This is a genomic window from Pseudomonas sp. E1BtOHC1, assembly GCF_058744285.1.
Genome location: NZ_CP196023.1, coordinates 1,659,229 through 1,682,179, shown reverse-complemented (window position 1 = coordinate 1,682,179; position 22,951 = coordinate 1,659,229). Strand labels below are relative to the sequence as shown.

Here is a 22,951-nt window from a genome sequence, read left to right as displayed (position 1 = left end):
TCGTAAAGAGGCAGGCTTTGTCGCGAACAGCTATGCAAAAGCGGCGGCGATGAAAATCCGCAGTGGGTATTTTCACCCCCTATCACTGAAAAACGGGCGAGCTCTCTCACTCGCCCGCAGGCCTCAGTCGTGTTGCACCCGGGCCCGTTTCAGCAGTTTCTTGCATCGCTCCGACAGGTGCAGCACCCGTAGCTGCTTGCCGGCCTTGGCATAACGCTCGCGCAAGGTCTTCAAGGCGGCGACGGCCGAGTAGTCGACAAAGCTCAGGTGGCGGCAGTCGACGGTCACCTGCTGCGGGTCACCCGCCGGGTCGAACTGATTGAGAAACGGCGTGGTGGATGCGAAGAACAGGGTCCCGTGCAAGTGATAGAGCTTGCTGCCGTCGGCCTCCAGGTGAGCATCGGCGTACAGCTCCCGGGCCTGCTGCCAGGCGAAGTTGAGGGCCGCGATCACAATGCCGCAGAACACCGCCATGGCCAGGTCGGTGAACACTGTGATCACGGTCACGGCGAGGATCACCAGCACGTCGTTCATCGGCACCTTGTTGATCACCCGCAACGAGGCCCAGGCAAAGGTCTGCTGCGACACCACGAACATCACCCCCACCAGCGCCGCCAAGGGAATGCGCTCGATCAGCGGCGACAGGAACAGCACGAACAGCAGGATCAGCCCCCCGGCCACCACCCCGGACAAGCGCCCGCGGCCACCGGAACTGAGGTTGATCACGGTCTGGCCGATCATCGCGCAGCCGCCCATGCCGCCGAACATTCCCGAAACCACATTGGCCGCGCCCAGGGCCACGCATTCGCGGTCCGGGTAGCCGCGGCTCTCAGTGATTTCGTCAGTGAGGTTCAGGGTCAGCAGGGTTTCCAGCAGGCCGACCATGGCCATCAGAAACGCGTAGGGCGCAATGATGCCCAGGGTTTCCAGGTTCCACGGCACTTGGGGCAGCGCCAGGCTCGGCAGGCCACCGGCGATGTGGGCCATGTCACCCAGGGTGCGGGTCGGCAGGCCCAGCAGGTACACCAGCAAGCCCACGCCGAGAATCGCCACCAGGGCCGGCGGCACGGCCCGAGTCAGCCGTGGCAGCAGGTAGACAATGGCCATGGTCAGCGCCACCAGCCCGGCCATCAGGTACAGCGGCTGGCCGCTGAGCCAATGCTCACCACTCTTGAAATGCTCCAGCTGAGCCAGGGCAATGACGATCGCCAGGCCGTTGACGAAACCCAGCATCACCGGGTGCGGCACCATGCGCACCAGCTTGCCCAGGCGCAGCAGGCCAAAGGCGACCATCACCAGCCCGCCCAGCAACACCGTGGCCAGCAGGTACTGCACCCCGTGCTGCACCACCAGGGCGACGATCACCACCGCCATGGAACCGGCAGCGCCGGACACCATGCCCGGCCGACCGCCGAACAGCGCCGTCAGGGTGCAGATGAAGAAGGCGCCATACAGGCCCATCAATGGATTGAGATGGGCCACCAGGGCGAAGGCGATGCATTCGGGCAACAAGGCGAACGAGGTTGTGAGTCCGGCCAGGACATCGGCACGCAGACGTTTTGCTTTCATGATTGACCTGATAGGCGGACCGACGGACGCGGCCCTGGGAGAGCGGAAAGAAGGCGGGGAATGTTACGGAATTGAGCCTCCGGCGACCAGCCGGCCGTCGGAGCCTGCACAACGAATGTAGGAGCTGGCTTGCCAGCGAAGAGGCCGTTGGATCTGGCATCAGATTCACGGGCCCTTTCGCCGGCAAGCCGGCTCCTACCGGGGTTCAGCGGTTATTTGACGACCTTGCCGACACCGCGGCCGCGTGGGTCGGAAGCGGTTTCAAGCTGGGTGCCGTTGACCCGGATCGCCTGGATATCGCCCATCTCCCAACCCTGGTCTTCCAGGGTGTAGCCCATGGTTTTCAGCTCATCGGCGACCTTGCCGGTGAGCGGCGCATAGGCGTCGTAGTAGATCGTGTCCTTGGGCAGCAGTTGGTGATGCAGGCGCTGCGCGGCCACGGCTTTTTCCAGGGGCAGGTTGTAGTCATAGAGGTTGTTCAGCACCTGGAAGATCGAGGTGAAGATCCGCGAACCACCGGGGGTGCCCAGCACCAGGGTGACCTTGCCGTCGCGGGTCACCAGGCTCGGGCTCATGGACGACAGCATGCGCTTGCCCGGGGCGATGGCGTTGGCATCGCCACCCACCACGCCGAAGGCGTTGGCTACGCCTGGCTTGGCGCTGAAGTCGTCCATTTCATCATTGAGCAGAAAGCCTGCGCCCTTGACCACCACACCGCTGCCGTAATCCCAGTTCAGGGTGTAGGTGTTGCTCACCGCGTTGCCCTGGGCATCGACAATGGAGAAGTGAGTGGTCTGGTGCCGCTCAAGCCCGGGGCGCACTTTTTCGGTGGCCGAGATGGCATTCGGGTTGACCTCGGCGGCGCGCTTTTTCAGATAGGCCGGGTCGGTCAGTTGCTTGACCGGCACCTCGGAGAACGCCGGATCGCCCAGGTAGTCGGCGCGGTCGGCGAACACGCGTTTTTCGATTTCCGCCAACAGGTGAATGTACTTGGCCGAGTTCAACTCGACGCCCTTGAAGTCTGCAGCGCGCTCTTCCTTGATGCTGATCAACTGCGCCAGAGCCACCCCGCCGGAACTGGGCGGCGGTGCGGTGTACAGGGTGTTGCCGCGGAAGGTGACCTGCAGCGGCTGGCGCCACTGGACCTTGTAGTCCTGCAGGTCCTGCTTGGTGATCAGGCCTTTGTCGGCCTGCATCTGCGCCACCAGCAAGTCGGCGGTCTTGCCGCTGTAGAACTCCTTGGCGCCCTGGTCGGCGATGCGTTCCAGGGTGGCGGCCAGCTCCGGCTGACGGAAGGTTTCACCCGGCTTCATGCTGCCGAAGTAGTCGCCGAAGTTGGTGGTGCCGTTGAACAGCTTCAACGCATCCTCGCGGTACTGGTACTGCTTGTCCGCCACCTTGAAGCCGTTTTTCGCGTAGCCCACGGCCGGAGTGATCAACTCGCTCCACGGCAACTTGCCGAACTTCTGGTGAGCTTCCCACAGGCCCATCACCGTGCCCGGCACCCCGGCGGCGCGGGCGCCCACCAGGCTCAGGTTCTCGATCACCTCGCCCTTTTCATTCAGGTACATGTCCCGGGTCGCGGCCTTGGGCGCGGTTTCCCGGTAGTCGAGGAAGTAGGGTTTGCCGTCGACGTACATCGTCATGAAACCGCCACCGCCGATGTTGCCGGCTTCGGGGTAGGTCACTGCCAGAGCGAAGGCCGTGGCCACCGCGGCGTCCACCGCGTTACCGCCCTTCTTCAGGATTTGCGCCGCGACATCGGCGCCGTACTGGTTGGGCGCGGCCACCGCACCGCCTTCCAGGGTCACGGCAAAAGCCGAACTGCTGGCGGCGATGGCGGCCGTCAGGGCCAGGGACTTGAACAACAGAATGCGCATAAGGTCCTTCCTTTTCTTGTTATCGAACGGCAAGAACATAGGCCCGGAACCTGGGTTTGGGCAATCGCCAATCGCAGTACACCCGTCCCAACCCACAAACATGGATGACCGTAGGAGCTGGCTTGCCAGCGAAGGCGATTTCGGGACTTGCACAAAACCCGGGGTCTCTTCGCCGGCGAGCCGACTCCTACAAGGGATCGGTTGCCAGAGAGATCCACTGCGTGCGGCCACCGTAGGAGCTGGCTTGCCAGCGAAGGCGATTTCGAGACTTGCGCAAAATCCGAGGACCCCTTCGCCGGCAAGCCGGCTCCTACGAGGGACAGGCAGGGAACGGGGAAGCCTTCAGCCTTGGAACTGGGGGTTGGCGTAGTCCGCCAGCTTGCCCTGGATGAAATCCAGGAAGCACTGGATGCGCAGGGCCAGTTGCGAGTTGCGGTAGTACACCGCGTTGATCGGCTGGCGATAACCGCTGTTGAACGAGGCCAGCACCGGTTGCAGGCGCCCGGCGCGGATGTCGTCGATGGTCATGAAATGCGACAGGCAGGCAATGCCCTGCCCCTCCAGCGCCAGGTGGCGCAGGGTCTCGCCGCTGGAAGCACTGATGCCCGGCTGGATCTGCCAGCGGTCACCGTGCACATGGCGCAATGGCCAGTGATTGAGAGTCTCGGTCTGGGTGAAGCCCAGCAAGGTGTGTTCGGCCAGTTCGGCCACGCTTTGCGGCGTGCCGTGGCGGGCCAGGTAGTCCGGGCTGGCGAGGATATGCAGCGGGCTGCAGCCCAGGGAGCGGGCATGCAGGGTCGAGTCCGCCAACACGCCGATGCGAATGGCGATGTCGGTGCTCTGCTCCAGCAGGTCGATGATCAGGTCGTTGCTGTTGAGCTCCAGCTGGATATCCGGGTACAGGCTCCGGAACTCGGCCACGTAGGGAACGATGGCGTGCAGCATGAAGGGCGCCGCGGCGTTGATCCGCAGGCGCCCGGACGGGTTGCGCTGGCGCGAGGACAGGCGCTCTTCGAGCTCGTCCATCTGGTCGAGAATCAGCTTGGCCTGCTCGAAGAAATAGCGCCCTTCTTCGGTCAGGTCCATGCGCCGAGTGGTGCGGTTGATCAGCGTGGTGTCGAGCTTGGCCTCCAGCCGCGACAAGGTGCGGCTGACCGCCGAAGGGGTCTGGGCCAATTGCTCGGCGGCGGCGGAAATCGAACCGCACTCGATGACGCAGACGAACACTTGCAACTCGTCGGATCGGGCTTTCACAGGAGTCCTTTATCAGCGGTGGTAGGCCCCCGCAAAACCAGAGGCCGGCCTCAAGGCTCTCAATAGTAGCCGGATTCAGCCCGGGAGATTGAACACCGCCTTGAGGTGCTCCGCGTAACGCTGCACGTCGCCTTCGATGTTCGGGCGCTTCATCACGTCGACACAGAGAAAGGTCGGTAGACCGCTCATGCCGAGGAACTGGTTGGCCTTGTGGAATGGAAAGTACACCGCGTCCACGCCCTTGGCTTCGAAGAAGTCGCTGGGGTCGTCGAAGGCCTGCTGCGGTGCGTTCCAGGTCAGCGACAGCATGTACTGCTTGCCCTGGATCAGGCCGCCGCTGCCGTACTTCTGCGAGGCGTCGGAACGGGTCCGGCCATCGCTGGCGTAGAGGCTGCCGTGGCCTTCGGTGAAGACTTCGTCGATGTACTTCTTGACGATCCACGGCGCCCCCATCCACCAGCCGGGCATCTGATAGATGATCACGTCAGCCCAGAGAAACTTCGCCACTTCCTCCTGGATGTCATAGCCCTCGTCGATGTGAGTGACCTTGACCTCCAGGCCGCCACGATCCAGTACCGCCAGGGCGGTGTCGTGCAGGGTAGCGTTGTAGCGGCCATCGGAGTGGGCGAATTGCTTGGCGCCATTGAGCAGCAGTACTTTTTTCATGATCCAGCCTCATCGGGAACAACCCGTTGCGCATCGGTAGCGGCGGGCTGTGAAGATTGAAAACGATGGCGGCAGGGTAATCAGGCAAGGGCCGGAGAATAAGCCCGGGTTGTTCAAAATACATTTGACTCAAACGCACGAATCGACAGCGGATTGTTGCCTTAGAATTTTCAACATCCTCCAACGCAGCGAGCGCTTACAGCATGTCCACGCCCCAGGCCTTTATCCTCCACGCCAAGACCCGTCCCGAGCGCGCCGACGCTTTCGAAGCCTTCTTCCTCGGGCACGTGGCGGCCAGTCGCGCCGAAGCAGGCTGCATCGAATACCACATGCTGCGGGACCGGCAGGACCCGAGCCTGTTCATTTTCTACGAGGTCTGGGCCTCCCAGGAGGCGCTGGATATCCACTCCAACCTGCCGCACATGCGGCAGTTCCTTGAGGCCCGCATGGACTACCTGGAGCAGGACTTCGAGATCCGCGCCATCGACATGCTCAGCCCGGCTGCGGCTGGCCGCTGAGCAAAAGGTCTAGCCACTGATCAACAAATGCCCACCCAGCAGCCCCAGGCCGATAAAGAACGCCCGCTTGAACAGCAGCGCGCTGATGCGCTGGCGCAACCATTGCCCCAGCCACATGCCCAACAGCGCCGGGGCCAGGGTCAGCAATGAAGCCCCCAGCTCAGCGCTGCCCAGAGCGCCACGCCACAGCAAGCCGGCGGCCAGGGCCAGGGTCGAGACGGTGAACGACAGGCCCAGGGCCTGCACCAACTGCTCCTTGTTCAAGCCCAGAGCCTGCAGATAGGGCACCGCCGGGATCACGAACACTCCGGTGGCGCTGCTGATGACGCCGGTGATCAGCCCGCACAGCGGTGCCAGCCAGCACTCATGGGCAGGGGCGAGCCGCAAGCTCGGCAGCAACAGTCCGCTCAGCGCATACAACAGCAAGGCGCCCCCCAGCCCCCGCACCACCCCATGCCCGCCATCGAGGCCCAGCCACAGGGAACCGGCTGCAGTGCCGACGAAAATCGCCAGCAGCATCGGCCACAGACGCTTGAGCAAGGCCGGCAGGTGCCCGCCAAAGGCCAGTTGCCAGAGGTTGGTCAGGGTCGCCGGAATGATCAGCAAGGCCGCAGCCTGCGTCGGATCCATAGCCAACCCCAGCAAGCCCATGGCAATGGTGGGCAGCCCGAGACCGATCACCCCCTTGACCATGCCGGCCAGTACGAAGGTGCCGATGACCAGCAGAGAAAGGGCCATGCCTAGATTCTGATAAAACGCGAGAGAGCTGTTCATGGGCCTATCCTGCGCCCTGCTCGCCGAGCTGGAAATCTGCCATATACTGAGCCAGCCTCTTGTCAGGCAATAGGCATATACAAAACCTATTGCCCACACATCCGTAGGAGCTGGCTTGCCAGCGAAGGCGCGCTCAAGCCCGGTGCAAAATCCGAAGGCCTCTTCGCCGGCAAGTCGGCTCCTGCATAAGAAACTGCTGGTTGGGGAATCATTCATGCACTTCGATCTGATCGACCTGCGGCTGTACCTGAACGTTCTCGAGGCCGGCAACATCACCGCCGGGGCCGCTCGCAGCCATCTGTCCCTGGCCGCCGCCAGCGCTCGAATCCGCGCCATGGAAGCCTCCCTGGGCATCGAGTTTCTCGAACGCGGGCGCCGCGGCATCAGCCCGACACCCGCCGGCAAGGCCCTGGCCCAACATGCCCGGACGCTGCTGCTGTACGCCGAACACCTGCAACAGGACCTCGCCGAATACGCCAAGGGAATCAAGGGGCAGGTGCGCTTGCTGTGCAACACCACCGCCCTCAGCGAGTACCTGCCAGAGTTGCTGGCGGACTTCCTGTGCAACCATCCCCAGGTGGATATCGACCTGCAGGAACTGCCCAGCCAGCGCATCACCCACGCCTTGCGCCAGGGCGCGGCAGACCTGGGTATCGTCTCCGACGCGGTGGATATCCAGGGGCTGATGAGCCGACCCTTGCGTGATGATCCGCTGGTCCTGGTGATGCCCCTGGATCACCCACTGAGCCTGCAGCCCACCCCCAGTTTCAGCGACACCCTGGCCCACGACTACGTGGGCCTGGCCAGCCACAGCGCCCTGGCGGTGTATCTGGAGGAACAGGCCCTGCACCTGGGACGACGCATGCAACTGCGCATCCGCGCCGAAGGTTTCGACGCCCTGCTGCGCATGGTGGCCCGTGGTGCCGGGCTGGCGCTGGTGCCCCTGGCGGCCCTGGAGCGCAACCGTCACCTGCCCTTGCAGTCGCGCCCCTTGAGCGAAGCCTGGGCCCGTCGCCGGTTGCTGTTGTGCGCCCGCGACTTCGCGGCACTGCCGCTGTATGCCCAAGGTTTGTGCGCGGCATTGCTGCCGCCTTGACTCTCCCCTTAGGGGCAGACTTTAGCCTTGAGGTTTATTCCTCAAGGACCACGGCAATGAGCAAACGCATCCTGGTGATTCTCGGCCACCCTTCGCGCCACAGCCTGTGCGCGGCATTGAGCGAGCGCTACGTGAAGGCAGCGCAAGAGGCCGGTCATGAAGTGCGCCAGCTCAGGCTCGGCGACCTGCACTTCGATCCGGTGCTGCGCGAAGGCTACCGGCAGATCCAGCCCCTGGAGACCGATCTGCAACAGGCTCAGGCCGACATCCTCTGGGCCGAACACCTGACCTGGGTGTTCCCCATCTGGTGGGGCGGGATTCCGGCCCTGATGAAGGGTTTTCTCGACCGCGTACTGCTGCCGGGCTTCGCCTTCAAGTACCGCCCCGGCAAGGCCTTTCCCGAGCAACTGCTCAAGGGCCGCACCGCCCACCTGCTGGTGACCATGGACACCCCGCCCTGGTATTTCCGCTGGTTCTATCGCATGCCCGGCTTGCAGCAGATGCGCCGCACCACCCTGGCCTTCTGTGGCATCAAGCCGCTGCGCACCTTGACCTTTGGCCCGGTGCTGGACGCCAGTGAAGAGCGCAAGGCCGATTGGCTGATGCAGGCGCAGTACCTTGCCAGGCTGTGAATCCGCCGGATAATGCGCAACGCCGTCCACCGCCCGCAACCGGTACTGAACAAGGAGTTTTCATGTACATCGGCCAAGCCGCGCAACTGTCCGGGACCACAGTCAAGAGCATCCGCCATTACGAAGCCATCGGCCTGCTGCCGGCCGCGCCGCGCCAGGGCCGCTATCGGTTGTATGACGCCCAGAGCGTCGAACAGCTGATGTTCATCAAGTGCGCCCAGCAGCTGGGTTTCAAGCTCAAGGAATTGCAGCAGGTGTTCGCCACGCACGCGGGCCAGGCGTTCCCCTGGGATCGGGCCCAGGCCGCCCTGGCGCAAAAGAGGCGCGAGCTGCAACAACAGATCGATGACTTGCAGCAGTTGCAGAGCCGGCTCGAAGTCTTCGAGACCAGCCTGCAACAGGCTCGCGAGGAGTGCCCCCTGGGCAGCCTCTAGCGGGTCGTTAAGAAAGGAGCAGAAAAGTGCATTCCGATAGAAAACTCAATTAATTAGTGACGCCAATCAGGCTCAGCGGCTCGCACGAACAAGTACGCTGGCACCGTCCAGACCTCCGGACTCGCTCCACCAGCTCCGCCCTCAGACTTTCGGATGCAACTTGGGGCACCAAACCAAGCTGCGATGTGTTCCTCGGGGACATTTGGGTCCCCCTCAATGCCGACCACGACCGCAAGAAGGCCGTCTAGCTCGACTAAGTCACCACGTTGCCAATTTGTCATGCGCAGCACCTTTGAAGGCTTTCGATTTTCAAGTCAGCTCGTTCGTCGCAAGCGCGACACTCACCACAACTCAAGTCGGGGATGGCTGCCACCACCCAGCGATTGCGCCCAGGCGGATCACATTGTAAGCCGCTAAGGCCCAGGTGACCCAGCCTCGCAAGGTGGCGAGACCTAACCACCCTCCTTAGTCGCTCACTACGCACGCTATACACAACCTGCACCCGCGATGCCCGGAGAATCCGCTCAGACGGAATCGACGGCCGCCCAGCGTCCGCATAGCGGGTGTCCAGCAGATCGCTCAGCTCGCGGAGAATCGTATCGACCAAGATGCGAAGCCTACGAATGGGGTGATCGGCCGGTACACCGGCCTCCACCGATACGTACGAGCTATACGTACGAGAGCAGGCCAAGCTGCTGGACATCCGGGAGGCGTGGCCTCAGACCTCGGACAGTCCGGCGACCGTCCTGGGCTTACGGAAGCACAGGCAGTAGACCAGGGTCAGCAACAGCAGGAAGGGCACCCCGAACACCAGGGTCATCTTGAACGCCTCGGTGAAGAAGGTGGTGATCATCACCGCTCCCATCAGTACCAGCCCCAGCAGGGTGCTGTAGGGAAACAGACGCATGCGAAACGACAGTTGCTGTTCACCCTGACGCTGGTGATAACGGCGGAAGCAGTAGTGGGTGAGGAAGATCATGAACCAGGTGAAGATCGCGCCGAACATCGAGATCGCCATCATCAGAACGAATGAGCTCTCCGGGTACAGCACGTTGATCAGGGTCGCCAGGGCGATACCGGAGCTGGACAGCAGCAAGGCATTCAGCGGAATCCCGGTCTTGCTCAGGGCGCCCATGGACTTTGGCGCAAAGCCGGCGCGGGACAGGCTGAACATCATCCGCGTGGTGATGTAGAGCTGGCTGTTCATCGCCGACAGGGCCGCGATCAGGATCACGAAGTTCATCACCCCGGTGGCTCCGGGAATACCGATAGTCTGCATCACCGTAACGAACGGGCTCTGGGCCTTGCCCGCCTGGACCCAGGGCACGATGGCCAGCATCAGAGCCAGGGTCAGCAGGTAAAACACCACCAGCCGCACGATGGTGGCGCGAAACGCCTGCTTCACCGCACGTTGCGGGTCCTTGGCCTCCCCTGCCGCCACCGCGATCATTTCCACGCTCAGGTAACTGAAGATCGACACGATCACCGCGATCCACATGCCTTCGAAACCATTGGGAAAGAAGCCGCCGTGGGCAGTGTAGTTGTGCACGCCGTAGTCAGGATTGCCGGAGCCGAACACCACGTACACCGCCAGGAGGATGAAACCGACGATGGCGGCGATCTTGATGGTAGAGAACCAGTATTCGAAGTTGCCGAAGGTCTTCACGCTGATGGCATTGAGCAGCACCAGCACGCTGGAGAAGGAGACGATCCACACCCATTCCGGGACGTTGGCGAACCAGTACTTCATGTACATGGCAATGGCCGTGACCTCGGCGCCCACCGCCAGCACGATGGCCGCCCAATAGGCATAGCGCACCAGGAACCCGGCCAGGGGACTGATGTAGAACTCGGCATAGGCGCCGAAGGAACCGGAGGTGGAATGGGCCACGGTCATTTCCGCCAGGCAGCCCATCAGCAGCAGGGTGATCAGCGCGCCGATGGCGTAGCTCAACAGCACGCTGGGGCCGGCATAGCCAATGGCGTAGGCACTGCCCATGAACAGGCCGGTGCCGATGGCCCCGCCAATGGCGATCATGCTCATCTGGCCGGCGGTCAGCTGACGCCTGAGGCCGTGCTCGCGATTGGAAATCGCTTCGAAACCCTTGTTGGAGGTGGTCACTTTGAGTGCCTCTTTATTTTTGTGTGCACGTATGAACGATGTGACGGCCCATCCTTGTGCCGCTTGTCCTGATCACCGCAGGCTGCGGCGACCAGGAAGCAGGAGCCCGGTCAGGTCACGCTGTGACGCACCTGGAATTGCGCCTGGGCCCAGGTTTTTTCATCGAGGATTTCACCGAGGATCTGCACCGCTTCCCAGACCTCACTGAAGCGGGTGTAGAGCGGGGTGAAGCCGAAACGCATGATCCGCGGCTCGCGATAATCGCCAATCACACCACGGGCAATCAGGGCCTGGATCACTGCGTAGCCTTCGGGGTGTTCGAAGCTCACGTGGCTGCCGCGCTTGGCGTGATCCCGCGGAGTCACCAGCTTCAGGTCATGGCCGGCGCAACGCTGTTCCACCAGTTCGATGAACAGGTCGGTCAGGGCCAGGGACTTGCGCCGCAGGCTCTGGATATCGGTCTGTTCGAAGATTTCCAGGCCGCACTCGACCATGGCCAGGGAGGTGATTGGCTGGGTGCCGCACAGGTAGCGGGCAATGCCGTTGCTGGGCTCGTAATGGGTGGCCATGTCGAACTGCCGGGCATGGCCGAACCAGCCGGACAGTGGCTGGGTCACCAGATTGCACAGGGCAGGAGCGACCCAGGCGAAGGCTTGCGAACCCGGACCGCCATTGAGGTATTTGTAGGTGCAGCCGATGGCGTAGTCGGCGCCGCTGCGGTTCAACTCCACCGGCACCGCGCCCGCCGAGTGGGCCAGGTCCCAGAGGCTCAGGGCGCCGGCTTCGTGGATCAGCCCGGTGACGGCCTGCATGTCGTGCATGTAGCCGGTCTTGTAGTTGACGTGGGTGAGCATCACCACCGCCGTGTCCTGGTCGATCGCCGCCGGCAGTTGTTCCGGGCTGTCTACCAGGCGCAGGGAGTAGCCCTGCTGGAGCATCCGGGTCAGGCCTTCGGCGATGTACAGATCGGTGGGAAAGTTGCTGCTTTCGGAAACGATCACCCGCCGCTCGGGGGCGCGCTCGGCCTGCACCTGCAGGGCGGCGCTGAGGACCTTGAACAGGTTGATGGAGGTGGTGTCGGTGATCACCACTTCGCCGCTACCGGCGCCGATCAATGGGGCCAGGCGGTCCCCCAGGCGCTGGGGCAGGTCGCGCCAGCCGGCGCTGTTCCAGCTGCGGATCAGGCCGTCGCCCCACTCCTGCTCTATCACTTGCCGGGCCCGCTCCAGGGAGGCCATAGGGCGAGCACCCAGGGAGTTGCCGTCGAGGTAGATCACGCCTTCGGGCAAGGCGAACTGTTGGCGCAACGGCGCCAGTGGGTCCTGTTCATCGAGACGCAGGCAGTGGTTTTTATCGATCATTGGAAGTCCTGTCTTGGTCAATGTCATGCCCGCCTTGCGTGGGCCGGGCACGGGGTCTGGGCAACCCGCAAACTCAGGAAATAATGGACGAAGCCGCGGAGAATTTTCGTGCAAAGTGCAGCGCGTTACCGTACTACTCTCGAATAAAATTCTAATCCTCCAATAAAAAACGCGGATTTATGCCAGCCATGACCCTCGACTCCACCGACCTGCGCATCCTGCACTTCCTGCAACAGGATGGGCGTATCAGCAATCAGGAACTGGCGGAGAAAGTCGCCCTTTCACCCTCCGCCTGCCTGCGCCGCCTGCGCATGCTCGAAGGCGACGGCATCATCAGCGGCTACCGCGCTCAGCTCAACGCCGAGCGCCTGGGGATCGAGCTGGAAGCCATCGTCCATGTGTCCCTGCGCCAGGACGTGGAAGGCTGGCACGAGACGTTTATCAGCAAGGTCCAGCAATGGCCGGAAGTGGTCGCCGCCTACGTGATCACTGGCGCCAGCAACTACGTGCTGCGCATCCGGGCGCGCAACCTCAAGCACTTCTCGGATTTCATCGTCAATCACCTGAACCGCGCGTCCGGGGTCACCGACATCCGCTCGGAAATCGTCTTGCAGAAGATCAAGGAACAGGACGGCCTGCTGGATCTGGTGCTGCGCAAGTAGCCCGTCCTAGGGTCTGTACGAAAACTCGCCGAGCAAAGATCAGGCAAGGCAAAAACAGGCGAGGAACGGCCGGGGTCGCGTTCGACTTTAGGGGCCTAAATGAGCATTTCGATCGGACTCGCGCACGAGCCTGTTTCTACGTAGCGCCGAAGGCGCGCAGTGCGCAGTGCGCAGTCTGATCGAAGTGCAGGTAGTTTTCGTACAGAGCCTAGAACCCCACCGGGCGCCGCGCCTGGTGGCGCTGGGCCGTGGCGCTCGGCGCCTCGTCGAACAGCTTGCGGTACTCCGCGGAAAACCGCCCCAGGTGGGTAAAACCCCAGGCCAGGGCAATCTCGGAAATATTGCGCGCCGCGCCGTGTTCGAGAATGTCCTGGCGCACGCCATTGAGCCGATGGCGCTTGAGATAGGCCATGGGCGACAGGGCGAAGTACTTGCGAAAGGCCTCGAACAATTTGAAGCGCGAAACGCCGGCGGCGGCTTCCAGGTCCTCCAGGTGCACCGCCTCCCGGGCATGCTCGTGCAGGTACTGGCGGGCACGCACCAGGTAATGCGGCAGCTTGACCCCGAGCATCGCCCGCAACTCCGTGGAGTAGTTGTTGGGCTGGGCCAGGATCAGGCCCTTGATCAGGGAGCTTTCGATTTCCCGGGTGAAGGCCAGTTGCTCGTAGAGCTCGTTGCCCTGGGCCAGTTCGCCAATGAAGTGATGGGCCATGCGCCACCAGGCCGCGGCGGCGCCATGCAGTGCATCCATGGCCGGTTCGAAGCGCAGCGGCTGCTGCACCGGACGTTGCAGCAAGGTTTCCAGGGCCTCGCTCATGGCCGGCCGGGAGATCACCACCTGCAACTTGCGGCAGTCTCCGGAGATGGCCAGTACCTGGCTTTCGTTGGGGGCAATGATCACTCCCTGGCCGCGATCCGAGCGCAGCAGGCGGCCGTCCTTGCTCAGTTCCTGCTCGCCGCACAGGGGCAGGCTCAGGCTGTAGCTGCTGAAGCGCTCGGTGTCCTCGATATCCACCACCACATCGGTGCCGTACTCGATGATGCCCAGGGTCGTGGAGCGCGACCTGAGCACATTGGCACTGTGGTGAAAACGGATGCGTTCGGGGTTCGCGGTTTCCAGACGGTGGGGGCCGCAGATGCCCGCCATCCAGTTCCTGGCCCCTTCGAGGTCATAACGATCGATCCGAATCTCGCGAAACAGCCCATCAGCCTTGCTATTCATCACGGCGCACCCACGGCAATTTTATTCAGCGCGCTCTGACGGCGCGTCTTGTGTGACAGGGCAAGTTTTGCGCCAGCCGACGATGCTGCCAACCCAATGGATAGCAATCGCCAACTAAGTGGATAACCCCGCCCCCTCGTCCTCTTTGGCAGGACTCACAGTAGCCGATCAGCGCCCCGCGATGCAGCCGTCGATCGCTTATCCGCACGATTGTGGGTAGAGGCTACCCAGGCAATTTTGTGGATGGCCTTGGCCGACTAAGCGGATAGCCACCGGCGCCCTGCACTCTCTCTAATGACGGCACCCGATTGGCCTGAATAAAAAAGGTACCGACTCATGAGTGGTGCAAGAAACGTCGAGCAGTGGCAAGACTTCATCCACAGCTGCCTGGATTTTCGCCCCGCGGACGGGGTGTTCCGGATCGCCCGGGAGATGTTCACCGAACCCGAGCTGTTCGATCTGGAGATGGAGCTGATCTTCGAAAAGAACTGGATCTACGCCTGTCACGAAAGCGAACTGCCCAACAATCACGACTTCATCACGATGCGTGCCGGGCGCCAGCCGATGATCATCACCCGTGACGGCGAAGGCCGGCTCAATGCCCTGATCAACGCCTGCCAGCACCGCGGCACTACCCTGACCCGGGTGGGCAAGGGCAACCAGTCGACCTTCACCTGCCCGTTCCACGCCTGGTGCTACAAGAGCGACGGGCGCCTGGTGAAGGTCAAGGCGCCGGGGGAATACGACGAGGGTTTCGACAAGGCCACCCGTGGCCTGAAGAAGGCCCGCATCGACAGCTACAAGGGCTTTGTCTTCATCAGCCTGGACGTGGCTGCCGACAATTCCCTGGAAGACTTCCTCGGCGATGCACGGATCTTCTTCGACATGATGGTCGCCCAGTCCCCCGACGGTGAACTGGAGGTGCTGCCGGGCAAGTCGGCCTACACCTACGACGGTAACTGGAAGCTGCAGAACGAGAACGGCCTGGACGGTTATCACGTCAGCACCGTGCACTACAACTACGTGGCCACGGTGCAGCACCGCCAGCAGGTCAACAGCGATAACGGCACCGGCAGCAGCGCCACCCTGGACTACAGCAAGCTGGGCGCCGGCGACGCCAGCACCGACGACGGCTGGTTCGCCTTCAACAACGGCCACAGCGTGCTGTTCAGCGAGATGCCCAACCCGGCCGTGCGTTCCGGTTACGCCAGCATCATGCCGCGCCTGGTGGAAGAACACGGCCAGGCCAAGGCCGAGTGGATGATGCACCGCCTGCGCAACCTGAACATCTACCCGAGCCTGTTCTTTCTTGACCAGATCAGCTCGCAGTTGCGGATCATCCGCCCCATTGCCTGGAACAAGACCGAGATCATCAGCCAGTGCATCGGGGTCAAGGGCGAGAGCGACGCCGACCGGGAAAACCGCATCCGCCAGTTCGAAGATTTCTTCAACGTTTCGGGCATGGGCACGCCGGACGACCTGGTGGAATTTCGCGAAGCCCAGCGCGGTTTCCAGGGGCGCCTGGAGCGCTGGAGCGATGTCTCGCGCGGCCATCACCGCTGGGTCAGCGGGCCCACCGCCAACAGCGAGAACCTGGGCATCCAGCCGGCCATGACCGGCACCGAAATCACCCATGAGGGGCTGTACGTCAACCAGCACCGAAACTGGCAGAAGTTCCTCCTCGACGGCCTGCAGCGCCAGCCCCTGAAACTGCGTGAGGTGTAAGCATGAATGCGCAATTGCAGTACCAGATCGAGCAATTCTTCTATCGCAAGTCCGAACTCTGCGACGCCCAGGACTGGGACGCCTACCTGCAGCTGTTCGCCGTGGACAGCGAGTTCCACCTGCCGCAATGGGACTCGGAACACGTCTACACCCAGGACCCGAAGCGCGAGATGTCACTGATCTACTACGCCAACCGGTCGGGGCTGGAGGACCGGGTATTCCGCCTGCGCACCGGCAAGGCGGCCTCGACCATTCCCATGCCGCGCACCCTGCACATGGTCAGCAACCTGCGGATCGTCGAGGGCCACAACGGCCATCTGCAGGTGCGCCTGAACTGGCACACGCTGTTCTATCGCCTGGCCACCTCCGAGGACTTCTATGGCCACGCCACCTACGACCTCAAGCCCCACGGCGACAGCTGGCTGATCCAGCGCAAGCACGTGCTGCTGCTCAACGACACGATCAACTCGGTGCTCGATTTCTACCACCTCTGACTCGACGGACATTTCTTCATGACGCACAAGGTCGCGTTCAGCTTTGCCGACGGCAAGACCCTGTTCTTCCCGGTCAAGGCCAATGAAATATTGCTCGACGCCGCCCTGCGCAACGGCATCAAGATCCCCCTGGACTGCCGCGAAGGGGTCTGCGGCACCTGCCAGGGCCGTTGCGAGTCGGGCCAGTACAGCCAGGACTATGTGGACGAGGAGGCCCTCTCGCCCCAGGACCTGGAGCAACGCAAGATGCTCACCTGCCAGACCCGGGTGCAGTCGGATGCGGCGTTCTACTTCGACTTCGATTCCAGCCTGTGCCACAGCGCCGATCCGCTGCAGCGCACAGGCTCGGTGATCGATGTGCGCCAAGTGTCGGACAGCACCGCCATCCTCCACCTGGACCTGGGCAGCAGCGAGGCACCGCTGGAGTTTCTCCCCGGCCAGTACGCGCGCCTGCGAATTCCTGGCACCGACAGCAGCCGGGCCTACTCCTTCGCCAACCGGCCGGGGGCGGACAACCAGCTGCAGTTCCTGATCCGCCTGCTACCCGACGGGGTGATGAGCAACTACATCCGCGAGCGTTGCCTGGTGGGCGACAGCATTGCGCTGGAGGCGCCGCTGGGGGCCTTTTACCTGCGCCAGATCAGCCGTCCGCTGGTGCTGGTGGCCGGCGGCACCGGACTGTCGGCGCTATTGGCGATGCTCGAACAGGTCGTCGAGCAGGGCTGCCAGCAACCACTGCATCTGTACTACGGCGTGCGCCACAGTGCCGATCTGTGCGAACTGGAGCGTATCCAGGCACTGGGCGAGCGCTTGCCGGCGTTTCGCTTCACCCCGGTAATCAGCGACACCGACCCGGATTGGTCGGGCAAGCGCGGCTACATCACCGAGCACCTGGACAGCAGCGAACTGCGGGACAACGACACTGACCTGTACGTTTGCGGGCCGCCACCGATGGTCGATTCGATCCGGATCTGGCTGCAAGAACAGCAACTTAACCGCGTTCAGCTGTATTACGAGCGGTTTACCGAGAGTAATATCTGATTCCGTCAGCATTCAGCCGCGATCGGTCCTGTTCAGCCTGGGATCGGTCCTGATAACAACTAGAAGAGAGCGCAATTTAGTGGATCAGACCTTGAAGCAAGGTGAACTCAAGCGTGGCTTGAAGAACCGCCATATTCAGTTGATCGCCCTGGGCGGGGCGATCGGCACCGGACTCTTCCTCGGCTCGGCCGGGGTGCTCAAGTCCGCCGGACCTTCGATGATCCTCGGCTATGCGATTGCCGGTTTCATTGCCTTCCTGATCATGCGCCAGCTGGGGGAAATGATCGTCGAGGAGCCAGTGGCCGGTTCTTTCAGCCACTTCGCCCACAAGTACTGGGGCGGTTACTTCGGCTTTCTCGCGGGCTGGAACTACTGGGTGCTGTATGTCCTGGTGGGCATGGCCGAGCTCACCGCGGTGGGCAAGTACGTGCAGTTCTGGTGGCCGGAAATTCCCACCTGGGTCAGCGCCGCGGTGTTCTTCGTGCTGGTCAACCTGATCAACATGATGAACGTGAAGTTCTTCGGTGAAGCCGAGTTCTGGTTCGCCATCATCAAGGTGGTGGCCATCGTCGGCATGATCGTCCTCGGCTGCTACATGCTGTTCAGCGGCAGCGGCGGCAGCCAGGCGTCGGTGAGCAATCTCTGGTCCCACGGCGGTTTCTTCCCCAATGGCGGCACCGGCCTGCTGATGGCCATGGCCTTCATCATGTTCTCCTTCGGCGGCCTGGAACTGGTGGGCATCACCGCCGCCGAAGCCGCGGAACCGCGCAAAGTGATCCCCAAGGCCATCAATCAGGTGGTGTACCGGGTGCTGATCTTCTACGTCGGCGCCCTGGCGGTACTGCTGTCGCTGTATCCATGGGATGAACTGCTGGTGAGCCTCAACGCCGGCGGCGACGCCTACAGCAGCAGCCCTTTCGTGAAGATCTTCTCGCTGATCGGCAGTGATGCGGCGGCGCAGATCCTCAACTTCGTGGTCCTGACCGCGGCGCTGTCGGTGTACAACAGCGGCGTGTACTGCAACAGCCGCATGCTCTACGGCCTGGCCGAACAGGGCGATGCACCCAAGGCGCTGATGAAACTCAACAAGCAAGGCGTGCCGATTCTGGCCCTGGGCATTTCCGCGCTGATCACCCTGCTCTGCGTACTGGTCAACTACCTGGCGCCCCACGAAGCACTGGAGCTGCTGTTTGCCCTGGTGGTGGCGGCACTGATGATCAACTGGGCACTGATCAGCCTGACCCACCTGCGCTTTCGCAAGGCCATGGCCGAGCAAGGCGTGGTGCCGTCGTTCAAGGCCTTCTGGTCGCCACTGAGCAACTACCTGTGCCTGGCGTTCATGGTGATGATCGTCGGCGTGATGTGGATGATCCCGGGCATTCGCGCCTCGGTGTATGCGATTCCGGTGTGGGTCCTGGTGATCTGGGGCTTCTATCGCCTGAGTCATGCCCGCAAGGCCGGGCAGCCCGCCCTGCACTAAGGCTCAGGGTTGCAACACCCCCAAAGCCCGGCCTGATCAAGGCCGGGCTTTTTTGTCGACGGCTCAAAAGCGGTCTGCCAATTACGGCAAATGCGGCCTGAAACAACAATCCGCCCCCTATCTAGAATCGACTCCCTCCCGGCACATGAGCCAGGGAGCCTGTTCCTCGATGGAGAGCGGCTTATGAACAGAACTGCAGCAAGCCTGCGCTGGACCGATGTTTTCTCGCCCACCGTGGCGGCGCTGATTTCAGTGCTGGTGAACTACGGCGGGACCTTTGTCCTGGTGTTCCAGGCTGCCGAACTGGCGCGGCTGTCACCGGCCCAGACGGCCTCCTGGGTCTGGGCGGTGTCGGTGGGCGTGGGCCTGACCGGGCTGTGGCTGAGCCTGCGTTACAAGGCACCGATCATCACCGCCTGGTCCACCCCCGGCGCGGCGTTCCTGGCCACCGTGATGCCGTTCACGCCCTATGCCGAGGTGATCGGTGCCTACCTGATCTCGGCCCTGGGCTTCATTGTTCTGGGCGGGTCCGGGGCCTTCGACAAACTGGTGCGGATGATCCCCAAGGGCATCGCCGCCGGCCTGCTGGCGGGCATCCTGTTGCAGTTCGGGATCAATGCTTTTGGCGGCGCCAGTGCCGATCCGCTGCTGGTGATCGTGCTGTTGGTGTCCTACGCCTTGCTGCGGCGTTTCACCTCGCGCTTTGCCGTGGTGGGCATCCTGGTCATCGGCCTGGGGCTGCTCATCGCTCAGCAGCGGATCGACTTTTCTGCCGTGCACTTGAGCCTGGCAGTACCGGTATTCACCGCGCCGCAGTTCTCCCTGCAAGCCTTGCTCGGAGTGGCGTTGCCGCTGTTCGTCATCACCCTCACCGGCCAGTACATGCCCGGGATGCTGGTGCTGCGCAATGACGGCTACAGCACCAGCGCCAACCCACTGCTCACGGTCACTGGCCTGGGTTCGCTGCTGATGGCACCGTTCGGCGCCCATGCCTTCAACGTGGCGGCGATCACCGCGGCGATCTGTACCGGCGAGGACGCGCACCCGGACCCGAAAAAGCGCTACATCGCCGGCATTGCCTGCGGGGTGTTCTACCTCCTCGTGGGAACCTTCGGCGTGACCCTGGCGACCCTGTTCATGGTGCTGCCCAAGGCCTTTGTCACCACCCTGGCGGGCCTAGCGCTGTTGGGTGCCATCGGCGGCAGCCTGGCCAATGCCATGGCCGACGGAGCAACCCGGGAAACGGCGCTGATCACCTTCCTCGCCACCGCGGCCAACGTCACCCTGCTCGGGGTCGGCGGCGCCTTCTGGGGGCTGGTGGCCGGCTTGACCGTGCACCTGCTGATCCATGGCCGGGTCAATCTGCTGGCCGCCCGTGCCGCCAAACCCTGAAGGCCAGCGTCTGACTAGGCCTTTCTCAGGGCCTGGGCCAGGCGCGCCATGGTCGCTTCGATCTCATGGCCACTCAACGAGGCGTAGCCCAACAACCAGCCTTGCTGCTTCTGCTCACCGGCATAGAGCCGGCTGAGCCCCGGCAACTGGATACCGGCCCTGGCGGCTCGTTGCTGGGTCAACGCTTCGCTCCAGCCGGGCTCCAGCAGGCAAGGAATCTGCAACCCGCCCGGTGGCGGCAAGGCCACGGCAATGCCCTGCAAATGCCGCCCGATGGCATCGAGCATGGCTTGCCGACGTCCGGCGTACAGCTTGCGCATGGCCCGCACATGGGCGTTGTAGTGCCCCTCTTCCATGAACCGCGCCAGGGTCAGCTGGAGGATCTGCGGCGTGTGCCCGTCGATGATGCTGCGGGCAGCACTGAAGGCGCTCACCAGCTCGCTGGGCAAGGCCATGTAACCCATGCGCAGGCCCGGGTAGAGGGTCTTGCTGAAGGTGCCGATGTAGAGGGTGCGCTGATACGGGTCCAGGCCCTGGACACAGGCGGTGGGTAAACCGTCGTAGTGGAACTCGCTGTCGTAATCGTCCTCGATGATCCATTTCTCCTGCTCGGCGGCCCAACGGGTCAGTTCCAGGCGACGCTCCAGGGACAAGGTGGCGCCCGTGGGGTACTGATGGGACGGCGTCACATAGACACAGCGGGCGCCACTGCGGTCGGCCCGCAGCAAGTCGGTACGAATGCCCTGGCTGTCGACATCAATGGGCACGATCCGCGCCTCGGCGGCCTCGAATGCCTTGCGTGCGCCGAAGTAGCCCGGGTTCTCCAGCAGGATCGGCTTGCCAGCGTCCACCAGCAGTTGCGCGCACAGAAAGAGCGCCTGGCGGGTACTGCTCAGCACCAGGATCTGCTCGGGCTGCACCTTGGCTCCGCGTTCCAGGTTCAGGTAGGCGGCAATGGCCTTGCGCAGGGGGAGTGCGCCCTGGGGATCGCCATGCAGCAGTACATTGGCGCGGTAATCCTTCAACGCCTGGCGTTGCAGGCGTTCCCAGACGTCCAGCGGGAAGCTGCGGGTTTCCGGCAGTCCGGTAGCAAAGGCGGTGACGGCCTGCTGATCGCTGACGCCGCCCCTTTGCAACAGCAGCGCGCCGCGCCGGCTCAAGCCCGCCCCAGGCTCTGGGCTGTGCCCCGGCGGCCCCTGCAACTGCTGGCGGCGGCGGGCCGAGCCGCGCAACTGAGCACCGATGGTTTCACAGACATAACTCCCCGAGCCTTCGCGACGCTGGATAAAACCGTCGCGCTGCAACTGCACATAGGCGTTCTCCACGGTGTCCCGGGATACCGCCAGCGACTTGGCCAGGGCCCGACTGGCCGGCAGTTTCAACCCGGGGCCCAGGGCGCCGTCGAGGATCAGGCCACGCAAGGCCCGCTGAATGCGCTGGTGCAGGTCCAGGGGCGCGAACTCAGGGTCGCTGAGCCGCATCTTCAGGGTTTCAAGCTCGAAGGTTCGGGACATGTGGTCTGCCTGGTCAGATGAAAGTGGCGCATAAATGGCGGCCACTTTATCGGTACAACGACTCTCGTGTCAGCCGCTGCAACCTTCGCCACCGGCGAACGAAGAATGTGGCAATAGGCAAGCCCAACAAAAACGGCGCGTCCCCAGGTGAGGGCGCGCCGTTTTGGCTTAAGTGAACAGAACGATCAGAGCGAGGATCGAACCCGCCACAGTTCGGGGAACAGCACGGTGTCGAGCATCTTGCGCAGGTAGCCCACGCCTTCGGTGCCGCCGGTGCCGGGCTGGAAGCCGATGATGCGCTCCACGGTGGTCACGTGACGGAAGCGCCACTGGCGGAAGGAATCCTCCAGGTCGATGAACTTTTCCGCCAACTGATACAGGTCCCAATAGGCTGAAGGGTTGGCGTAGACCTCGCGCCAGGCCGCTTCCACCGAAGGGTCATGCTGAGTCGTGGTGGTGCTGTTCAGCGCCAGGCGCGCCGGGTCGATGCTCAAGCCGCTGCGGGCCATCAGGGCAATCGCTTCGTCATACATGGACGGAGTGGCAATCGACGCTTCCAGGGATTGCAGCAGCTCGGGACGGTGGGCGTGGGGCCGCAGCAGCGCCGCGCTCTTGTTGCCGAGGATGAATTCGATTTCCCGATACTGGAACGACTGGAAACCCGAGGACTGGCCCAGGTACGGGCGGATCGACTTGTACTCGGACGGCGTCATGGTGGCCAGCACCGCCCAGGCATGCACCAGTTGGTCGAAGATCCGCGAGACCCGCGCCAGCATCTTGAACGCCGGGGGCAACTGGCCCTGGCGCACCTGCTCGCGGGCGGCCTTGAGCTCGTGCAGCATCAGCTTCATCCACAGCTCCGAGGTCTGGTGCTGGATGATGAAGAGCATCTCGTTGTGGTCCGGCGACAGCGGATGCTGGGCGCTGAGGATGCGCCCCAGATCCAGGTAGTCGCCGTAGCTCATGGAATCGGAGAAATTCAGCTCGGCGTTATGCCATTCATCCGGTGGGTTGCTTGAAAAAGGACATTGGCTCATGGCGTGGGCTCCTCGCCTCAGGCAGCGGTTACCACCCGCAGGCTGTGCAACCCGGGGCGGGATGCACAACGGCGCGGA

The 22,951-nt window shown here is 63.1% G+C and carries 20 protein-coding genes and 1 pseudogene; 10 read left to right on the top strand and 11 right to left on the bottom strand.

Annotation, left to right across the window (positions count from 1 at the left end; all coding sequences use genetic code 11):
* Positions 1-123: 123 nt before the first annotated feature.
* The 4 genes from ACSSVC_RS07680 to mdaB form a co-directional block, all read right to left on the bottom strand.
* The gene (locus tag ACSSVC_RS07680; RefSeq protein ID WP_346633707.1) at positions 124-1,569 is read right to left on the bottom strand and encodes a SulP family inorganic anion transporter; all 1,446 of its coding nucleotides are present in this window, start codon (positions 1,567-1,569) and stop codon (positions 124-126) included.
* A gap of 212 nt (positions 1,570-1,781) precedes the next feature.
* The gene (gene ggt, locus ACSSVC_RS07675) at positions 1,782-3,449 is read right to left on the bottom strand and encodes a gamma-glutamyltransferase (protein WP_492612132.1); all 1,668 of its coding nucleotides are present in this window, start codon (positions 3,447-3,449) and stop codon (positions 1,782-1,784) included.
* 342 nt (positions 3,450-3,791) lie between these two features.
* Positions 3,792-4,703 (bottom strand): LysR substrate-binding domain-containing protein, encoded by a 912-nt coding sequence (locus tag ACSSVC_RS07670; protein WP_346633709.1) that lies wholly within the window; start codon positions 4,701-4,703, stop codon positions 3,792-3,794.
* A 75-nt stretch (positions 4,704-4,778) separates the two neighbouring features.
* Entirely contained in the window at positions 4,779-5,369 is a 591-nt protein-coding gene (gene mdaB, locus ACSSVC_RS07665) for an NADPH:quinone oxidoreductase MdaB (protein WP_346633710.1), read from the bottom strand.
* Between the two features lie 203 nt (positions 5,370-5,572).
* Between mdaB and ACSSVC_RS07660 the strand changes: the two genes are divergently transcribed.
* Positions 5,573-5,887, top strand: coding sequence for a putative quinol monooxygenase (locus tag ACSSVC_RS07660; RefSeq protein WP_492612131.1), 315 nt, complete (start codon positions 5,573-5,575; stop codon positions 5,885-5,887).
* A gap of 9 nt (positions 5,888-5,896) precedes the next feature.
* On the opposite strand, the gene ACSSVC_RS07655 is transcribed toward ACSSVC_RS07660, so the two are convergent.
* Positions 5,897-6,661 (bottom strand): sulfite exporter TauE/SafE family protein, encoded by a 765-nt coding sequence (locus tag ACSSVC_RS07655; RefSeq protein ID WP_492612130.1) that lies wholly within the window; start codon positions 6,659-6,661, stop codon positions 5,897-5,899.
* A 214-nt stretch (positions 6,662-6,875) separates the two neighbouring features.
* On the opposite strand from ACSSVC_RS07655, the gene ACSSVC_RS07650 reads away from it, so the two are divergent.
* The 3 genes from ACSSVC_RS07650 (at position 6,876) to ACSSVC_RS07640 (ending at position 8,823) form a co-directional block, all read left to right on the top strand.
* Complete coding sequence (locus tag ACSSVC_RS07650) at positions 6,876-7,757, top strand: LysR family transcriptional regulator (protein WP_404938193.1); 882 nt, start codon at positions 6,876-6,878, stop codon at positions 7,755-7,757.
* Between the two features lie 56 nt (positions 7,758-7,813).
* Positions 7,814-8,389, top strand: a complete 576-nt coding sequence (locus ACSSVC_RS07645; RefSeq protein ID WP_346633714.1) for an NAD(P)H-dependent oxidoreductase — start codon at positions 7,814-7,816, stop codon at positions 8,387-8,389.
* A gap of 62 nt (positions 8,390-8,451) precedes the next feature.
* Entirely contained in the window at positions 8,452-8,823 is a 372-nt protein-coding gene (locus tag ACSSVC_RS07640; protein ID WP_346633715.1) for a MerR family DNA-binding protein, read from the top strand.
* A 277-nt stretch (positions 8,824-9,100) separates the two neighbouring features.
* Here ACSSVC_RS07640 and ACSSVC_RS07635 read toward each other — a convergent pair whose 3' ends face one another.
* From ACSSVC_RS07635 to kynU, 3 genes and pseudogenes are all read right to left on the bottom strand, one after another.
* A complete protein-coding gene (locus ACSSVC_RS07635; protein WP_472978351.1) occupies positions 9,101-9,526 on the bottom strand; it encodes a transposase in 426 nt (141 codons plus the stop codon).
* A 5-nt stretch (positions 9,527-9,531) separates the two neighbouring features.
* Positions 9,532-10,945: pseudogene (locus ACSSVC_RS07630) on the bottom strand (amino acid permease); the annotation flags it as partial.
* Between the two features lie 110 nt (positions 10,946-11,055).
* The gene (kynU, locus tag ACSSVC_RS07625) at positions 11,056-12,306 is read right to left on the bottom strand and encodes a kynureninase (RefSeq protein WP_492612129.1); all 1,251 of its coding nucleotides are present in this window, start codon (positions 12,304-12,306) and stop codon (positions 11,056-11,058) included.
* A gap of 188 nt (positions 12,307-12,494) precedes the next feature.
* Between kynU and ACSSVC_RS07620 the strand changes: the two genes are divergently transcribed.
* On the top strand, positions 12,495-12,968 hold the full coding sequence (locus ACSSVC_RS07620) for an Lrp/AsnC family transcriptional regulator (protein ID WP_102878281.1): 474 nt from the start codon (positions 12,495-12,497) through the stop codon (positions 12,966-12,968).
* A 208-nt stretch (positions 12,969-13,176) separates the two neighbouring features.
* Here the strand turns inward: ACSSVC_RS07620 and ACSSVC_RS07615 are convergent, their stop codons facing one another.
* The gene (locus ACSSVC_RS07615) at positions 13,177-14,190 is read right to left on the bottom strand and encodes an AraC family transcriptional regulator (RefSeq protein ID WP_404938191.1); all 1,014 of its coding nucleotides are present in this window, start codon (positions 14,188-14,190) and stop codon (positions 13,177-13,179) included.
* A gap of 336 nt (positions 14,191-14,526) precedes the next feature.
* On the opposite strand from ACSSVC_RS07615, the gene antA reads away from it, so the two are divergent.
* From antA to ACSSVC_RS07590, 5 genes are all read left to right on the top strand, one after another.
* Positions 14,527-15,915 carry an anthranilate 1,2-dioxygenase large subunit gene (antA, locus tag ACSSVC_RS07610; RefSeq protein WP_404938190.1) on the top strand — a complete coding sequence of 463 codons (1,389 nt, stop codon included), beginning with the start codon at positions 14,527-14,529 and terminating at the stop codon, positions 15,913-15,915.
* Between the two features lie 2 nt (positions 15,916-15,917).
* The gene (gene antB / locus ACSSVC_RS07605) at positions 15,918-16,409 is read left to right on the top strand and encodes an anthranilate 1,2-dioxygenase small subunit (protein WP_404938189.1); all 492 of its coding nucleotides are present in this window, start codon (positions 15,918-15,920) and stop codon (positions 16,407-16,409) included.
* A gap of 18 nt (positions 16,410-16,427) precedes the next feature.
* The gene (gene antC / locus ACSSVC_RS07600; RefSeq protein ID WP_492612128.1) at positions 16,428-17,450 is read left to right on the top strand and encodes an anthranilate 1,2-dioxygenase electron transfer component AntC; all 1,023 of its coding nucleotides are present in this window, start codon (positions 16,428-16,430) and stop codon (positions 17,448-17,450) included.
* 79 nt (positions 17,451-17,529) lie between these two features.
* Entirely contained in the window at positions 17,530-18,930 is a 1,401-nt protein-coding gene (locus tag ACSSVC_RS07595; RefSeq protein WP_233323814.1) for an amino acid permease, read from the top strand.
* A 183-nt stretch (positions 18,931-19,113) separates the two neighbouring features.
* Positions 19,114-20,322, top strand: coding sequence for a benzoate/H(+) symporter BenE family transporter (locus ACSSVC_RS07590; protein WP_346633719.1), 1,209 nt, complete (start codon positions 19,114-19,116; stop codon positions 20,320-20,322).
* A gap of 14 nt (positions 20,323-20,336) precedes the next feature.
* On the opposite strand, the gene pdxR is transcribed toward ACSSVC_RS07590, so the two are convergent.
* The gene (gene pdxR, locus ACSSVC_RS07585; protein WP_346633720.1) at positions 20,337-21,836 is read right to left on the bottom strand and encodes a MocR-like pyridoxine biosynthesis transcription factor PdxR; all 1,500 of its coding nucleotides are present in this window, start codon (positions 21,834-21,836) and stop codon (positions 20,337-20,339) included.
* Positions 21,837-22,021: 185 nt separating this feature from the next.
* Entirely contained in the window at positions 22,022-22,873 is an 852-nt protein-coding gene (gene kynA / locus ACSSVC_RS07580) for a tryptophan 2,3-dioxygenase (RefSeq protein ID WP_123723289.1), read from the bottom strand.
* Positions 22,874-22,951 lie beyond the last annotated feature (78 nt).

Bases quoted from the DNA above. Each gene is read 5' to 3' on its own strand.
- ACSSVC_RS07680 (WP_346633707.1), bottom strand. From the start codon at position 1,569: ATGAAAGCAAAACGTCTGCGTGCCGATGTCCTGGCCGGACTCACAACC.
- ggt (WP_492612132.1), bottom strand. From the start codon at position 3,449: ATGCGCATTCTGTTGTTCAAGTCCCTGGCCCTGACGGCCGCCATCGCC.
- mdaB (WP_346633710.1), bottom strand. From the start codon at position 5,369: ATGAAAAAAGTACTGCTGCTCAATGGCGCCAAGCAATTCGCCCACTCC.
- ACSSVC_RS07660 (WP_492612131.1), top strand. From the start codon at position 5,573: ATGTCCACGCCCCAGGCCTTTATCCTCCACGCCAAGACCCGTCCCGAG.
- ACSSVC_RS07655 (WP_492612130.1), bottom strand. From the start codon at position 6,661: ATGAACAGCTCTCTCGCGTTTTATCAGAATCTAGGCATGGCCCTTTCT.
- ACSSVC_RS07650 (WP_404938193.1), top strand. From the start codon at position 6,876: ATGCACTTCGATCTGATCGACCTGCGGCTGTACCTGAACGTTCTCGAG.
- ACSSVC_RS07645 (WP_346633714.1), top strand. From the start codon at position 7,814: ATGAGCAAACGCATCCTGGTGATTCTCGGCCACCCTTCGCGCCACAGC.
- ACSSVC_RS07640 (WP_346633715.1), top strand. From the start codon at position 8,452: ATGTACATCGGCCAAGCCGCGCAACTGTCCGGGACCACAGTCAAGAGC.
- ACSSVC_RS07635 (WP_472978351.1), bottom strand. From the start codon at position 9,526: ATGTCCAGCAGCTTGGCCTGCTCTCGTACGTATAGCTCGTACGTATCG.
- kynU (WP_492612129.1), bottom strand. From the start codon at position 12,306: ATGATCGATAAAAACCACTGCCTGCGTCTCGATGAACAGGACCCACTG.
- ACSSVC_RS07620 (WP_102878281.1), top strand. From the start codon at position 12,495: ATGACCCTCGACTCCACCGACCTGCGCATCCTGCACTTCCTGCAACAG.
- ACSSVC_RS07615 (WP_404938191.1), bottom strand. From the start codon at position 14,190: ATGAATAGCAAGGCTGATGGGCTGTTTCGCGAGATTCGGATCGATCGT.
- antA (WP_404938190.1), top strand. From the start codon at position 14,527: ATGAGTGGTGCAAGAAACGTCGAGCAGTGGCAAGACTTCATCCACAGC.
- antB (WP_404938189.1), top strand. From the start codon at position 15,918: ATGAATGCGCAATTGCAGTACCAGATCGAGCAATTCTTCTATCGCAAG.
- antC (WP_492612128.1), top strand. From the start codon at position 16,428: ATGACGCACAAGGTCGCGTTCAGCTTTGCCGACGGCAAGACCCTGTTC.
- ACSSVC_RS07590 (WP_346633719.1), top strand. From the start codon at position 19,114: ATGAACAGAACTGCAGCAAGCCTGCGCTGGACCGATGTTTTCTCGCCC.
- pdxR (WP_346633720.1), bottom strand. From the start codon at position 21,836: ATGTCCCGAACCTTCGAGCTTGAAACCCTGAAGATGCGGCTCAGCGAC.
- kynA (WP_123723289.1), bottom strand. From the start codon at position 22,873: ATGAGCCAATGTCCTTTTTCAAGCAACCCACCGGATGAATGGCATAAC.